This window comes from Burkholderia sp. AU32262 (assembly GCF_020419985.1).
Taxonomy (GTDB): Bacteria; Pseudomonadota; Gammaproteobacteria; order Burkholderiales; family Burkholderiaceae; genus Burkholderia; species Burkholderia semiarida.
On sequence record NZ_JAIZRS010000017.1, the window covers coordinates 142,407 to 156,589 of the forward strand.

Here is a 14,183-nt window from a genome sequence, read left to right on the forward strand (position 1 = left end):
GCAGGCCTCAACGGCGGTCGTGATCGGCGCGGCCGAGGATCAGGCTGCAGTTCGTGCCGCCGAAGCCGAACGAATTGGAGAGGACGGCGCGCACGCGCGTGTCGCGGCTCGCGAGCACGTAATCGGCGACGAGCGCCGGGTCGGGCTGCGTCGTGTTGACGCCGGCCGGCACGAATTGCTCTCGCAGCGCGAGCGCGGCGACGATCGCTTCCAGCGCGCCGGCCGCGCCGAGCGTGTGGCCGGTCGCGCCCTTCGTCGAGCTGCACGGCGTGCGCGCGAACAGCGCGCCGACCGCGCGGCTTTCCGCTGCGTCGTTGCTTGGCGTCGCGGTGCCGTGCAGGTTCACGTAATCGATATCGTGCGCGCCGAGGCCGGCGGACGCGAGCGCCTGTTCGATCGCGGCGCGCGCGCCGAGCCCTTCCGGATGCGGCGACGACATATGGTGCGCGTCGCTCGATTCGCCGATGCCGAGCAGCAGGATCGCGTCGCCGTCGAGCGCGACGGGCGCGGCCGGGGCGCGTTCGACGAGCGCGAACGCGGCGGCCTCGCCGATCGAGATGCCGTCGCGCGCGACGTCGAACGGCCGGCACGGCTGGCGCGACAGCAGTTCCAGCGAATTGAAGCCGTACAGCGTGGTCAGGCACAGCGAATCGACGCCGCCGACGACGGCCGCGTCGATCAGCCCGGCCTCGATCATGCGGCGCGCGGAGCCGAACACCTTCGCGCCCGACGAGCACGCGGACGAGATCGCCATCGCCGGCCCGCGCAGCGCGAAATACGCGCGCACGAACGCGGCCGGCGAATACGGGTTGTGCGTGTGCGCATAGCGGAAGTCGGCCGGCAGCGCGCCGCTCGTCGGGTCGCGGCGCCGGTACGCGCGTTCGGTTTCGAGGATGCCGGCCGTGCTCGTGCCGACGAACACGCCCACGCGTGCGGCGCCGTAGCGCGCGACCGCCGCCGCGACGCGCGCATCGAAGCCGTCCTGCGTCAGGCCGAGTTGCGCGAGGCGGTTGTTGCGGCACTCGAAGTCGGCGAGATCGGCGCGTACGGGCCGCGCATCGACGCCGTCCACCGCGCCGATCCACGTGTCGAGATCCGCACGCTCGAAGTTGCACGGCACGAGCCCGCCGCGGGCGTGGCGCAGTGCATCGAGGGTCGCGTCGAGGCCGCGGCCGATGCAGCTGGTGGCGGTGAAGTGCGAGAGCAGGAGAGGGTTCACGAGGGTCGCATCCGGTGGCCGGAACGGGCGCTGCCGCAGGGCTGGCACGCGCGCCGTTCGAGGTCAGATCTTATCAAACGGGGGTGCCGGAACGCCCGGCTCGCCGGGCGGTTCGGGCGCGAGCGCCGCGCGCAAGGTGGTCCAGTGCAGTTGCGCGTTGGCGGCTGCGCGCAGCACCGCGGGCAGCACGTCGAGCACGACCGGTTCGCCGCGCGCATCGCGTGCCGCGTGGCCGTCGTGCACGAGCAGGATGTCGCGCGCATCGAGCCCGTGCAGCAGGCGGCGCGTGACGGTCGCGGCGTCGCGCGCACGCGTGTCGAAGCCGCGCCGCGTCCAGCTCGCGAGTTGCAGGCCGAATTCGCACAGCACGGGTTCGAGAAACGGATTGCGCAGGCCGGCCGGCGCGCGAAAGAACAGCGGGCGCGTGCCGGCGACGTCGGTCAGCGTCTGCTGCGCGGCGGCGATTTCGCGCCGCAGCGCAGCCGGCCCCGATAGCGAAAACGTATGGCGGTGCCGCTGGCTGTGGTTCTCCACCGCATGGCCACGCGCGACGATCGCCTCGATCCACCGCGGATGACGGCGTGCGAGATCGCCGATGCAGAAGAACGTCGCGCGCGCGTCGTAACGGTCGAGCAGGTCGAGCACGCGCGGCGTGACGTCCGGGTCCGGGCCGTCGTCGATCGTCAGCGCGATGCGGCGGCCCGCGCCGGCCGGCAGGCGCGTCCAGTTCGGGCCGAGCAGCGTGCTGCGCGGCCACAGGCCGGCCGCGGTTAGCGCGAGATGCGACGCGACCACGCCGCCGACGGCCCACGGCCACGCGGCCGGTTGTGCGATCACGGCGGCGGCCGCGCCCGCGTGCAGCGCGGCGGCGCCCGCGATCAGCGGCGTCGGCTTCCAGCGGCGTGCGTCGCCGGTATCGCGCGGGGGGATGAAAGGCGGCACGTTCATGCGCGGCCTCGTTGCTCGTGATTGCCGACCGCCGTCGCGGCGCGCGGCGCGAGAATCGCCGCGAACGCGAGCGCGAGCATCGCGCCGGGGCCGACGGTCAGCCCGAAGGTTTCGAGCAGCGGCACGCGCGACAGCGCGAGCAGCCCGAAGCCGGCGACCGTCGCGAGGTTCGCGATCAGCAGCGACACCAGCGTGTACGGCGTGACGGGCTGCGCGTCGCCGCGCCGGCAGAAGAATAGCGCGTAGTTCGAGCCGACCGCGACGATCAGCAGCATCCCGACGAGGTGCAGGATCGTCAGTTGCACGCCGGCGAGCGCGAAACCGGCCGTCACGACCAGCACGGCCGCAACGAGCGGGGCGAGGGCGCGCGCGGCGAGCCGGGGCGAGCGCAGCGCGATCAGCAGCAGCACGGCGATCACGGCGAATCCCGCGAGCGACAGCCGGATGTCTTCGTGCACGTAGCTCACGTACAGCCGATCGGCTTCGGCCTTCATGTCGACGAACAGCGCATCGGGCACGCCCGCGCGCGCGACGGCGGCGCGAATCCGCGCGGCGTCGACGCTCGGCGCCGGCTGCGCGGTGCGCGCGGTGTCCGGCGCACGCAGCGGCAGCATCGCGCTCCAGCGGCCGTCGCGTTCGGTCAGCAGCGCGTCGACGGCGAGCGCCATCGACGTGCCGCGCAGGTCCGCGCGCGTCAACGGCGGCGCGCGACGCGCGGCGTCGACGTCGGCGACGAACGGCGCGAACAGGTCGGGTTTCACCGAGATCGGCTGGTTCGCGACGGCAACGCGCATCCGTTCGGCGAGTACGTTCGCATCCGGCAGGCTCGCCTGGCGCGCGCGCTGCGCGGCGTCGCTCGGCAGGTAGCGTGCGGGGTTGTCGAAACCGCCGAGCGTGCCGCGATCGACGAGCGGCTGCAATTGCGCGGCCACCTTTTCCGCGCGTTCGAGTGCGGCCTGTTCGGTCGGCGCGGCAATCACGACGAGGTAGCGCACGTCGGGCGCGCCGACGTCGGCGCGCAGCCGTGCGTCGAGCGCCTGCGCCTGTGCCGGCACGGGGCTGAGCGCGGCGAGCTCGCGGCTCCACAGGCCGTCGCGATGCAGCGCGAGCGCCGCGCACGCGGCAACCACGAGTACCGCGAGCGGCCAGCGCAGCCGCGGCGCGGCGTCGGCCGCGCGCGCGAGCATGGCGCCGACGCGCGATACGTCGCGAATCGCGACATGCTCGCCGCGCAGGTGCGGCAGCACGAAGCGCGTGACGAGCGCGGCGGCCGTCAGCCCGACGATCGAATAGAGCCCGAGTTGCACGAGGCCCGGGAATCCGGAGAACAGCATCGACGCGAACCCGCACACCGACGTCAGCACGCCGAGCCGGATCGTCGGCCAGTACGCGGCGACCCACGCGCGCGTCGCGTCGGCCGGGTGCGCGGCGCCGCGCGTGCCGACCGATGCCGATTGCACGAACAGGTAGATCGAATAGTCGACGGCTTCGCCGATCAGCGTCGTGCCGAACCCGAGCGTCAGCCCGTGGACCGTGCCGAACGCGGCGCTGACTGCCGCGACTCCGGCCGCGACGCCCGTCAGCACCGGCAGCAAGCCGAGCGCGAGCGTGCGCGGCGAACGGTAGAGCGTGAGCAGCAGCGCGACGATCAGCACGACGCTCGCCGTCGACAGCCGTTCGACGTCGTGCCGGATCGTGTCGCGCGTATCGACCGAGAACACGCCGGGGCCCGTCATCGCGAGCGTCGCCGCGTTCGCGTTCGGCACGGCCCGCGTCGCGGCCGCAAACGCGCGGCGCACGGCGTCGATCGCGCGGGCCTGCGCGTCGGTATCGGAGCCGGCGGCGGCCGTCTGCACGACCAGCACCGCGCGCGTGCCGTCGCGCGACGCCCACACGCCGTCGCGGCTCGCGGGCTCGGCCGCGCCGTCGAGGCCGTCGACGAGCGCGGCGACTTCGCCGGTCGGATCGCGCGGCAGCATCGCCTTCGCGACGAGGCCGGCCGACGAACTCAGCAGGTCGAGGCTGTCGCCGAGCGCCTGGTGCAGGCCGTCGGCGCTGAAGCGCTGCGGCGTGACGGCCGGGCTCAGCAGATAGCGGTGATCGAAGATGAACTGCCGGTCGCGCGCGTCGTTCGCGGCTTCGCCGTTGTGAACGGCCGCGAACCGCGGATCGGCGCGCAGCGTGCCGGCGACGCGCCGCGACAGCGCGGCGCGCGTGGCCGCATCGCCGCCGTCGATCGCGACGAGGATCAGGCGCGACACGATGCCGTCGCGCAACTGGTCGACGAGCACGCGCTGCCCGGCGCTCGGCGCGTTCGGCAGGAACGCGGACAGGTCGGCCGTGAAGTGCGCGCGCCCGATCGCGACGCCGCACGCGACGAGCGCGAGCAGCCACACGAGCACCGCGCGCTGCCGCCATGCGGGCACGCGGGGGGCGACGGGGGAGGGGCGCATGCGATCGTCCATCAGTTCGCGTTCGCCGCGGCGGGTTGCAGGCGCATCACCGAACGATCGCCGTCGGCCTGCCGGATCGTGACGCCGCGCAACGTGTCGCGCGTGCCGTCGAGCGTGATCGTGCTGACGACCTTCAGCATCCGCGAGTCGAGCGGCGTGAGCGTCATCGTCCAGTCGTCGCCGCGCCCGGACAGCGCGACCTTGTACACCCGTTCGAGCGCGAAGCGGTTGCCGGCGAGCGTCGCGCGGATGCTGTCGATGAACGCGCCGAGCTCCGGATAGCGCGCGAGCGCGAGCGTGTACTTGCGGTCGTTGCGCTCGACGGTGAGCATGTCGCCGTCGACGACGAGGTGCTCGGGCTTCGGGCTCAGCGTGTGCTTTTCCAGATGATCGGGCGCGACGAACACCAGTTCACCCGACGATTCGACCGGCTGCGTGGCGATCGACAGGTGCTTCGTCTCGGTGAAGGTCGCGCGGCCCGACTTGTGCTGCGCGAGCGTCGACATCAGCCGGTCGAGAGTCCAGGCCGAACCGGCATCGGCCGCGTACGCAGGCACGGCCAGCGCGATCGCGGCGGCGCTGGCGGCGAGCACGCGGGCGATGCGCGCGGCCATCGGCAACGAGAACGGGAACAGGCGGCGGCGAGCGGCGGTCATGCGTCGGAATCCCTCGTGGCGGGCAGGTCGGCGCCGGCGCGCACCGCGTCGCGGCGCGCGGGCGCGGCGTCGCCGCCTTGCCAGAAATCGAAATAGTTGAACCAGTTGTACGGCGCCGCGCGGCAGTATCTGTCGAGCAGCGCGACGTAGCGCGCGAGCGCCGCGTCGACCGCCGCCGCGCGCGTGTCGCGCCGCACGTCGGAGAAATCGGCAAGGGTCTCGAAGTGCACGTCGTAGCGGTTGCCATCGCGATAGAGGCCCGTCATGAAGATCACCGGGCGCTTGAGCATCGCGGCCATGTAAAGTGGGCCGACCGGGAACGCGGCCGGCGCGCCGAGCAGCGGCAGGCGCCGCAGCGACGCGGCCGCGTCGTCGAGCAGCGTGCGGTCGGCGAGCATGCCGACCATGCAGTTCGCGTCGAGGTGCTCGCGCACCTTCAGCATCGAGTCGACCTGCCCGAGCGGAATCACTTCCGGCTGCGCGGCCGGGTTCACCGCCGCGAGCGTCGCGTTGATCTTGCGCGCGTTCTGCTCGTACATCGTGACGACCACGCGCAGGTCCGGGCGCGTGCGGCCGATCGCGCGCACGACCTCGAAGCTGCCGAGGTGCGCGCCCATCAGGAACGCGCCGCGTCCTCCCGCGAGCGCAGCGTCGACGAGCGTTTCGCCGTGCAGCCGGATGTCGAACAGGTCGAAGCGCCCGTTCATCAGGTACACGCGATCGTGGATCGTCGCCGCGAACGTGAACACGTGCCGGTACACGTCGCGCCAGCGCACGGGGCGGCCGAGCACGCGACGCAGGTAGTCGCGCGACGCCGCGCACGCGGCCGGCGAGAACAGCACGAAATACGTCGCGATCAGGTGCAGCACGATGCGCGCGCGCCGCCGGCCGAAGCGCAGCGAGATCCACGTCATCGCGCGCAGCAAGCCCGCGTTGCTGCGCTCCTGACGCTCGGCCCACGCGGTGCGCTTCATGGCTGCGCGCCATCCCGCGCGGCCGGTGGCGCGGACAGCACGCCGGTCGCGACCTCGCGCGACCCGGCGCGCACCGTGAAGCGGATCGCGCCGCCGGCCGCGGCGTCGTACGCGAGATCGAGCGGTTCGCCGGGCGCGACCGGGCTCAGGAATTTCGCGGCGCCGAGCCGCCACGCGTGCAGCGGACGGTTCAGCGCCGCGCCGATCGCATGGATCGCGTGATCGAGCAGCACGACGCCCGGCACGACCGGATGGCCGGGAAAGTGGCCGGGCAGTGCGGGATGGTCGGCGGCAATCGTGAACGCGAGCGAGGGCGACGGCGTGCCGGCCGGGTCGCCCTCGGCCGGCGGACCGACCGTCGTGGCCGTCGCGGCCGCGGCGCGCGCATGGTGCGCGACGAGCGCGGCCAGCACGTCGCGCGGCAGCTTGCCCGTTTCGTTGCGCGGCAGCGCATCGACGAACACGAGCGGGCGCGGCATGAACGCGGGGTCGATTCGCTCGCGCAGCGCGCGTTGCAGATCGGCGGCCGCGAGCGTCGGCGCGACGACCAGCGCGACGAGCCGCGTGACCGGTTCGAGCGCCGTGTCGCCACGCGCGGGCGCGGCTTCGTCGGGCATGAAGAACACGCCGTCGACCACTTGGGGGATCGCGTTGAGCTGATGATTTAGATATGCGAGCGACGTGCGCTTGCCGGCGATGTTGACGAGGTCGGCCTTGCGGCCGTGCAGCAGGAACCGGCCGTCGCCGAGCAGCTCGAGCGCATCGCCCATCGGCACGGGCGCCTCGACGTGCCCGCCCGATACCCAGACCGTCGGCCCGCTGTCGTCGCCGGCCGAATCGTCGCGTGCGTCGCGCGCGTCGAGCCGGATACCTGGGAACGGGTCCCACGCCGCGCCTTGCGACGTGCGACGGGTCGCGATCTGGCCGGTCTCGGTGCTGCCGTAGATCTCGACGAGCGGCGCGTCGAGCGCGGCCTCGGCTTCGCACGCGAGCTTTTCCGACAGCGGCGCGGTGGCCGACAGCACCAGCGCCGCGCGCGGCAGCGCATGGCCGGCCGACAGCAGCGCACGCAGGTGGATCGGCGACGTGACGAGCACGCGCGGCTGCGGGATCGCGTCGAGCTCGTCGCGAATGTCGCCCGGGTAGAACGGCTGGCGATTGCTGAACGCGAGGCCGCCGATCAGCGCGAGCAGCACCGTCGACTCGAAGCCGTACATGTGCTGCGCGGGCACCGTGCCGATCAGCGTGGCCGCGGGGCCGTCGAGCAGCCCGAGGCGCTCGGCCGCCGCGCGCACGCAGCCGACCAGGAAGCCCCAGGTCTTGCGGTGCGGCACCGGCGCGCCGGTCGAGCCGGACGTGAACACGTAGGCCATGATCCGCGCCGCGTCGATCTGCGGCACGGCGAACGGCGCATCGCCCGTGCATTCGCCGGGCGCGGCGTCGGGATACGCGAAGCGCGGCAGGTCGATCGCGCAGTCGGGCGCATCGTGCAGGCAGAACGCGTCGGGCGCGAACGACGCGAGCTGGCGGACCATTTCCGGCGTGTGCGTCGACGGCAGCAGGCTGATCCTGCCGGCGACGAGCGCCGCGCACAGGCTGACCGCGAAGCGATAGCGGTCGCGGCACACGTTGAACACGTGGCCGCCGGCGGGCAGCGCGGCGGCCACGCGCGCGACGTCGGCGACGAAGGCGCGCACGGTGACGGGCGAGCCGTCGCGCCAGGCGATCGTCTGGTCGGGCGAGGCATGGAATACCAGCGGGTGAGTCGGCATAAATCGGTCAAGACGGGAACGAAGGCCGGCGCGGCCGTGAAGCCACGCCGGTCATGAATTCATCGCGAGGCCTGCGATGCGTGGGTCGACGCGCGATACGCGCGCACCGCGTCGACCATCCGCGGCCGTGGCTCGTGCGGCAGCGCGAAACGCCGGCATGCATGCTCGGCGGCGAACATCACGGCGACGAGCGGCAGCGACAGGTAGTTCGCGAACGTCGACCACGTGACGATCGGCGCGGTCGCGAACAGCAGCGTCGACACGGCGGCGGTCGCGACGAAGAACAGCGTCCACGCGAGCGTGATCCGCCGCGTGTAGCGCGCGACGGCCGGCGTGACGGCGCCGTGGATCATCGCCGCGAAGCGCGTGCACAGCGGCACCTGGCCGGCCATGAGCGTGCGGCCGAACAGCAGCGCCATCGCCACGTTGAAGCTCGCGTGTTCCAGATACAGGCCCCATTCGAAGTGCCGCGCGAGCGGCGCGCGCGCGACCCACAGCGCGGCGGCGGCCAGCAGTCATGCCGGCACGAGCCATGCGCGCCGCGGCGAGCGCAGTGCCACGCCCAGCGCGAGCAGCAGCGGCGGCACGAGCGCCATCGCGAGGCCGAAGCCGTGCGCGCCGGGTGTCGCGCTCGCGTAGTGCGCGCCCACCTGGTAGGCGGCCACGGCGCCGGCCGCCGCAATGCCGCGCACGACGGGCAGCAGCCGGCTCATCGGCGGCCTCCGCGCGCGCCGCGTGTGCACCGGCCGGCGGCCGGATGGCGGCGGCGGACGGGCGGGCGAACCGGAACGGGGCACAAGAGCGGACGCGGCATGACTGGAGACATCGGGTGGATCGTCGGCGGACGCGCGGTCGGGCCGTCAAACATCATATGAATGGCGGCCCGGACGCGGGTCCGGGCCGGTGGTCGGGCACGCTCATTTTAGGGCCGCGGCAGCGCCCGTTCGGGGCGGCCGCGACCGGCTTTTGTAACCGATTGTATGGCGCGGGACGAACGGTTTCGCGGGGTCGGTGCATTTCCATCCAAAGCGGCTCAAGCGTCTCGTGCATTCGTGGCCGAAACGGGCTGCGGCGGCGGCTCGCCAGTCTTGTAACCATTCGCGGTATACGGCCCGATACCCTTCGTCTAGAATCCGCGTAACTTTTACAAACGATCCCCAAACGACGCAGGCGGGGAAGCCGGCAGAGGCCGGAGGGACGGAGATTCGCACGCGCCGGGCGTGCACGACGGTTGCCGTTTCCGGGCGCCTCCCGCTGCCATGGGCCGCCTGCACGCACGCATGATGAACGCACTGGAACAAGAGCTCGCCACGCTGATCATCGGCGAACTGAATCTCGAAGACGTCTCGCTCGATACAGTGACGGCCGACACGCCGCTGTATGGCGAAGGTTTCGGGCTCGACTCCATCGACATTCTGGAAATCGCGCTGCTGATTTCGAAGCAATACGGCTTCGAGCTGCGCTCGGACAATCCGGACAACCAAAAGATCTTTGCGACGCTCGGCGCGCTGGCGGCGTACGTCGCCGCGCATCGCACGAAGTGACGGTGTCGCGCAGCGGCGTAGCGCAGCGCGCGGCGCAACGATGAAGACGGCACGCGGCGGCGCTCGGCGGACGATGCGCGGCTGCGTCGATCGAGGTGAAAACGCGATGAACGGAGCCATTCGATGCGGGCGCTCGTGACGGGCGGCAGCGGCGCGCTCGGGCAGGCGATCTGCACGGCGCTCGCGCAGGCCGGCCATGAAGTGTGGGTGCATGCGAACCGCCATCTCGCGCACGCGCAGGCGGTCGCGCAGCAGATCGTCGCGGCCGGCGGCGCCGCGCACGCGATCGCGTTCGACGTGACCGATGCCGACGCGACGCTTGCCGCGCTGAAGCCGTTCATCGACGAGGCACCGGTGCAGATCCTCGTCAACAACGCGGGCATCCACGACGACGCGCCGATGGCCGGCATGTCGCGCCAGCAGTGGCGCAGCGTGATCGACGTGACGCTCAACGGTTTTTTCAACGTCACGCAGCCGCTGCTGCTGCCGATGATCCGCACGCGGCACGGACGGATCGTCAACATCGCATCGGTGGCCGGCGTGACCGGCAATCGCGGGCAGGCCAACTACGCGGCCGCGAAGGCGGGGCTGATCGGCGCGACGAAGTCGCTGTCGCTGGAGCTCGCGTCGCGCGGCATCACCGTGAATGCGGTGGCGCCCGGGATCATCGCATCGCCGATGGCCGAACAGGCGTTTCCCGCCGAACGCATCAGGCAGCTCGTGCCCGCGCAGCGCGCGGGCCGGCCCGACGAAGTCGCGGCGATGGTCGCGTATCTGGTATCCGACGCCGCGGCCTATGTGACGGGGCAGGTGTTGTCCGTCAACGGCGGGCTCGCATGACGCGGCGTGTCGCGTTGGCCTGACCGCATTGGCCTGATGTAACGCACCGCGGTGCAGGGCCGCGTCGTCGTTCGGCCTGCGCCCCCATAGTGAGGAAATCGAAGTGTCCGTGCAACCAGTCGACGCCGAACGGCACCCGTGTTCGCCGTCCCCCGCCGCCGCGCCGTTCGCGCACGGCGGCGACCGCGCGCTGCGGCTCGTCCAGATGAGCGATGCGCGGCTCGTCGCGCTGCTGCACGATGCGCGCGGCCGTGGCGACGCACTCGATCGCGTGTTTCCCGGCGCGCTGGGCGCGGTATGCATCGGCGCGGCGGGCACACCGGACGAATCGCGCGCGCAGGCGCTGGCGCGGATGCTGACCGATGTTGCGCCCGGCTTGCCGGTCGCGCCGGTGCAGATGGCGCTGCTCGGCGCCGAAGTCGCGCCGGGCGATGCCGTCTGCGAACTCTGGCAATGCGACGCGCACGACCTGCGCAGCGAACGGCGCGGTGCGCTGCACTACCGCTACAGCGAAGCGGCGGGGCTCGTGTTCGGCAGCCTCGTCGTGCACGAGACGGACGCGGCGTACGACGCGCCGCGCGACGGCGGCACGCCGCTCGAACGCGCGACGTTCGATGCGTACCGCGCGCTGTTCGGCCTGCTCGATACGCTCGGCATGCCGCATCCGCTGCGGATCTGGAACACGGTGCCGGCGATCAATGCGGTGCAGTTCGGGATCGAGCGCTATCGTCAGTTCAATATCGGCCGTCAGCACGCGTTCGATGCGTGCCGGCGCGCATTGACGGGCGGCGTGCCGGCCGCATGCGCGCTCGGCTCGGTCGTGCCGGTCGCGGGCGATGCGCCGCCGGCCGCGCCGCTCGCGATTCATTTCCTCGCGAGCCGTACGCCGGCCGATGCCGTCGAGAATCCGCGCCAGGTCAGCGCGTATCACTATCCGGCGCAGTACGGCCCGCGTGCGCCGACGTTCGCACGCGCCGCCGCATGGGCCGATGGCGATGCGGCGCCGGTGCTGTTCGTATCGGGGACCGCGAGCATCGTCGGGCATCGCACCGTGCATCGCGGCGACGTCGTCGCGCAGACGCGCGAGACGGTCGCGAATCTCGCGGCGGTGCTCGAGCAGGCCGCGCGGCAGGGGCACGGCCCATACTCGCTCGCCGACCTCGGCTATCGCGTCTACGTGCGCGACGCCGGCGACACCGCGGCGCTGACCGAGATCGACCGCGTCCTGCGCGATGCGGCCGGTTCTCACGTGCGGCCGCTGTTCGTGCATGCGCACGTGTGTCGCGACGACCTGCTGGTCGAGATCGAGGCCAGCGCCGGTCATGCGATGGAGTGGCTGCCATGAAGCGCGAGAGCCTCGCGATCCGGTCACCGGCCCTGCCTGCAACCGAGGTCGACGACGCGTGCGAGCGTTCGTCGGCAAGTCATGCACTTTTGTCCGGATCCCCGTCTTCGTCATCGGCTGTTCCCATGCCCAGGCTGCACGCGTCGTCCACCCATCTCGTCCTGATTCCGAGCTACAACCCGGGCGCCAAGGTCGACACGACCGTGCGCAATGCGCGCGCGCAGTGGAACCCGGTGTGGGTCGTCGTCGACGGCAGCACCGACGGCAGCGCCGAACGGCTGCAGGCGATGGCCGAGCGCGATCCCGGCTTGCGCGTGATCGTGCTGCCGGAGAATCGCGGCAAGGGCGCCGCGGTGCTCGCGGGCCTCGACGCGGCGGCCGCGAGCGGCTTCACGCACGTGTTGACGATGGATTCCGACGGCCAGCATCCGGCGGACCTGATTCCCGCTTTCATGGCGGCATCGCAGGCCGCGCCCGACGCGATGGTGCTCGGCGTGCCGAAGTTCGACGCGAGCGCGCCGCAGTTGCGCGTGCAGGGGCGCCGGCTGTCGAACGCGTGGGCCGACCTCGAGACGCTTTGGGCCGGCATCGGCGATTCGCTGTACGGCTTTCGCGTGTATCCGGTCGCGCCGCTGGCGGCGATCATGCGGCGCCAGCCGTGGATGCGCGGCTTCGACTTCGATCCCGAAGCGGCCGTGCGGCTGTGCTGGGCCGGCGTGCGTCCGATCCGCATCGACGCGCCGGTGCGCTATTTCGGCCGGCACGAAGGCGGCGTGTCGCACTTTCACTACGGTCGCGACAACGCGCTGCTCGCGTGGATGCACTTGCGTCTTTTCACCGGCTTCGCGGTGAGGCTGCCGATGCTGGTCGCCCGCCGCCTGACGCGCCGCCGCGGCCAGACGGCCTGAGCGACACCGTTTCCGGCTTCCGTTCCGGCCGTCGCCCGAGCGCGACGATTGCGGCGCTTTTTGTCGTCAATTCGACCATGTTTTGACACTTATTTTCAATCTACCGAGTAATCGACATGTCATGTGATGTAAACATCTGGTAATTTTCCGCCGGATTATGCAAAATCGCCGCTCCCAAATACAACTATCGAGGGATTCCGGGATGCAACTCAAGAAAGCGGTGGCGGCGTGTGGCGTGGCGTTTCTGTTGAGCGCGTGCGGCGGGGTACAGAACCTTGACGCGAACAGCCTGACGTCGGCGGGGACCAATCTCTACAAGGCGGCGACGCTGTCGGACAGCGACATCGCCGCGCTGTCGAACGAGTCGTGCAAAGCGAGCGACGCCGAATCGAAGATCGCGCCGCCGAACAGCGCGTACGCGAAGCGCCTGACGAAGGTGATGAAGGGCTTCGGCGACATGACGCTGAACGGCCAGAAGATCAACTACAAGGTCTACCTGACCAAGGACGTCAACGCGTGGGCGATGGGCAACGGCTGCGTGCGCGTGTACAGCGGCCTGATGGACATGATGAACGACGACGAGCTGCGCGGCGTGATTGGCCATGAAATGGGCCACGTCGCACTCGGCCACTCGAAGAAGGCGATGCAGACGGCGTATGCGGTGAGCGCGGCGCGTACCGCGGCCGGCGCGGCTTCGCCGGGCGTGGCGGCGCTGACGAGCTCGCAGCTCGGCGACATCACCGAGAAGTTCATCAACGCGCAGTTCTCGCAGTCGCAGGAAAGCGCGGCCGACGACTACTCGTTCGACCTGATGAAGCAGAAGAACATGAGCCAGAAGGGCCTGGTCACCGCGTTCCAGAAGCTCGCGAAGCTCGACGGCGGCCAGAGCTCGATGATGAGCTCGCACCCGTCTTCGTCGAGCCGTGCGCAGCACATCGAGGATCGCATCGCGAAAGGTAGCTGATTCCGCAGCCGATCGCGCGGCGGATCGCCGGCCGTCCGCGCCGGCGATCGGCAAGCGACATGAAAAACCCCACGCTCGTTGGTCGGGCGTGGGGTTTTGTTTTTTCGGCGTGCCTGCCGCCGCGTGCGCGCTCGAAACCGCGCACGCGAACGGCGACGCGGCCGTCGCAGCCGCGACCGACGCGAAGCTGCACGAGGCGATCGCGCTCGCGTCGCGCAACACGATGTGCGTGCATCGACATACGGGCGTGGCGCGCATGCTGCGCGAGCACGTCGGATCGACATGGCCGGGATGACGATGGAGGACGAGCAGGCACCCGGGTTGCTGTCATTGCGGCACCCGGTCGTGTGCGGGGCGATTCGCACGCGCCGGCTCCAAGAGGCGCGCACCCGCGATGCAGACCATATCGACTACGTACGCAGCCATCTCGAACCGAGCGATGTACCGTCAGATGGGATGGAGCAACGGCGCGGCATGCTCGGTCCGCCCAATTGACCGGTTCGTCGGGCGCCCACTAGAATCGATCGGGACCGCCTGTCAGCCGCGCGCCGCGGCAATGA

Annotated in this window: 11 protein-coding genes and 2 pseudogenes; 6 read left to right on the plus strand and 7 right to left on the minus strand. The window is 71.3% G+C overall.

Annotated features, from left to right (window positions below; translation table 11 throughout):
- Window positions 1-7 precede the first annotated feature (7 nt).
- The 7 genes and pseudogenes from LGN10_RS21305 to LGN10_RS21335 form a co-directional block, all read right to left on the minus strand.
- Window positions 8-1,219, minus strand: a complete 1,212-nt coding sequence (locus tag LGN10_RS21305; protein ID WP_226224942.1) for a beta-ketoacyl-[acyl-carrier-protein] synthase family protein — start codon at window positions 1,217-1,219, stop codon at window positions 8-10.
- Between the two features lie 63 nt (window positions 1,220-1,282).
- A complete protein-coding gene (locus tag LGN10_RS21310; protein WP_226224944.1) occupies window positions 1,283-2,167 on the minus strand; it encodes a polysaccharide deacetylase family protein in 885 nt (294 codons plus the stop codon).
- Window positions 2,164-4,632 (minus strand): MMPL family transporter, encoded by a 2,469-nt coding sequence (locus LGN10_RS21315; RefSeq protein WP_226224946.1) that lies wholly within the window; start codon window positions 4,630-4,632, stop codon window positions 2,164-2,166. Before LGN10_RS21315 ends, LGN10_RS21310 begins: the two co-directional genes overlap by 4 nt.
- Window positions 4,632-5,276 carry an outer membrane lipoprotein carrier protein LolA gene (locus LGN10_RS21320; RefSeq protein WP_226224947.1) on the minus strand — a complete coding sequence of 215 codons (645 nt, stop codon included), beginning with the start codon at window positions 5,274-5,276 and terminating at the stop codon, window positions 4,632-4,634. The genes LGN10_RS21315 and LGN10_RS21320 overlap by 1 nt, the downstream gene beginning before the upstream one ends.
- Window positions 5,273-6,250: an acyl-CoA synthetase gene (locus LGN10_RS21325; protein ID WP_226224948.1), complete on the minus strand. Its 978-nt coding sequence runs from the start codon at window positions 6,248-6,250 to the stop codon at window positions 5,273-5,275. Before LGN10_RS21325 ends, LGN10_RS21320 begins: the two co-directional genes overlap by 4 nt.
- Window positions 6,247-8,022 (minus strand): acyl-CoA synthetase family protein, encoded by a 1,776-nt coding sequence (locus LGN10_RS21330; RefSeq protein WP_226224949.1) that lies wholly within the window; start codon window positions 8,020-8,022, stop codon window positions 6,247-6,249. Before LGN10_RS21330 ends, LGN10_RS21325 begins: the two co-directional genes overlap by 4 nt.
- A 59-nt stretch (window positions 8,023-8,081) precedes the next feature.
- Window positions 8,082-8,735 (minus strand): annotated as a pseudogene (locus LGN10_RS21335) (hypothetical protein).
- A 546-nt stretch (window positions 8,736-9,281) separates the two neighbouring features.
- On the opposite strand from LGN10_RS21335, the gene LGN10_RS21340 reads away from it, so the two are divergent.
- From LGN10_RS21340 to LGN10_RS21365, 6 genes and pseudogenes are all read left to right on the plus strand, one after another.
- Window positions 9,282-9,566 carry a phosphopantetheine-binding protein gene (locus LGN10_RS21340; protein WP_081066508.1) on the plus strand — a complete coding sequence of 95 codons (285 nt, stop codon included), beginning with the start codon at window positions 9,282-9,284 and terminating at the stop codon, window positions 9,564-9,566.
- A 123-nt stretch (window positions 9,567-9,689) separates the two neighbouring features.
- A complete protein-coding gene (fabG, locus tag LGN10_RS21345) occupies window positions 9,690-10,406 on the plus strand; it encodes a 3-oxoacyl-ACP reductase FabG (protein WP_059580749.1) in 717 nt (238 codons plus the stop codon).
- A gap of 103 nt (window positions 10,407-10,509) precedes the next feature.
- Window positions 10,510-11,751, plus strand: a complete 1,242-nt coding sequence (locus LGN10_RS21350; protein WP_226224950.1) for an endoribonuclease L-PSP — start codon at window positions 10,510-10,512, stop codon at window positions 11,749-11,751.
- Between the two features lie 125 nt (window positions 11,752-11,876).
- Window positions 11,877-12,659 (plus strand): glycosyltransferase family 2 protein, encoded by a 783-nt coding sequence (locus LGN10_RS21355; protein WP_226224951.1) that lies wholly within the window; start codon window positions 11,877-11,879, stop codon window positions 12,657-12,659.
- A gap of 202 nt (window positions 12,660-12,861) precedes the next feature.
- Entirely contained in the window at window positions 12,862-13,623 is a 762-nt protein-coding gene (locus tag LGN10_RS21360) for a M48 family metalloprotease (protein WP_059637939.1), read from the plus strand.
- A gap of 130 nt (window positions 13,624-13,753) precedes the next feature.
- A pseudogene (locus LGN10_RS21365) lies at window positions 13,754-14,118 on the plus strand (hypothetical protein); the annotation flags it as partial.
- Window positions 14,119-14,183 lie beyond the last annotated feature (65 nt).

Coding starts and splice junctions, on each gene's coding strand:
- fabG (WP_059580749.1), top strand. CDS start 9,690: ATGCGGGCGCTCGTGACGGGCGGCAGCGGCGCGCTCGGGCAGGCGATC.
- LGN10_RS21310 (WP_226224944.1), bottom strand. CDS start 2,167: ATGAACGTGCCGCCTTTCATCCCCCCGCGCGATACCGGCGACGCACGC.
- LGN10_RS21315 (WP_226224946.1), bottom strand. CDS start 4,632: ATGGACGATCGCATGCGCCCCTCCCCCGTCGCCCCCCGCGTGCCCGCA.
- LGN10_RS21355 (WP_226224951.1), top strand. CDS start 11,877: ATGCCCAGGCTGCACGCGTCGTCCACCCATCTCGTCCTGATTCCGAGC.
- LGN10_RS21320 (WP_226224947.1), bottom strand. CDS start 5,276: ATGACCGCCGCTCGCCGCCGCCTGTTCCCGTTCTCGTTGCCGATGGCC.
- LGN10_RS21360 (WP_059637939.1), top strand. CDS start 12,862: ATGCAACTCAAGAAAGCGGTGGCGGCGTGTGGCGTGGCGTTTCTGTTG.
- LGN10_RS21325 (WP_226224948.1), bottom strand. CDS start 6,250: ATGAAGCGCACCGCGTGGGCCGAGCGTCAGGAGCGCAGCAACGCGGGC.
- LGN10_RS21340 (WP_081066508.1), top strand. CDS start 9,282: ATGGGCCGCCTGCACGCACGCATGATGAACGCACTGGAACAAGAGCTC.
- LGN10_RS21330 (WP_226224949.1), bottom strand. CDS start 8,022: ATGCCGACTCACCCGCTGGTATTCCATGCCTCGCCCGACCAGACGATC.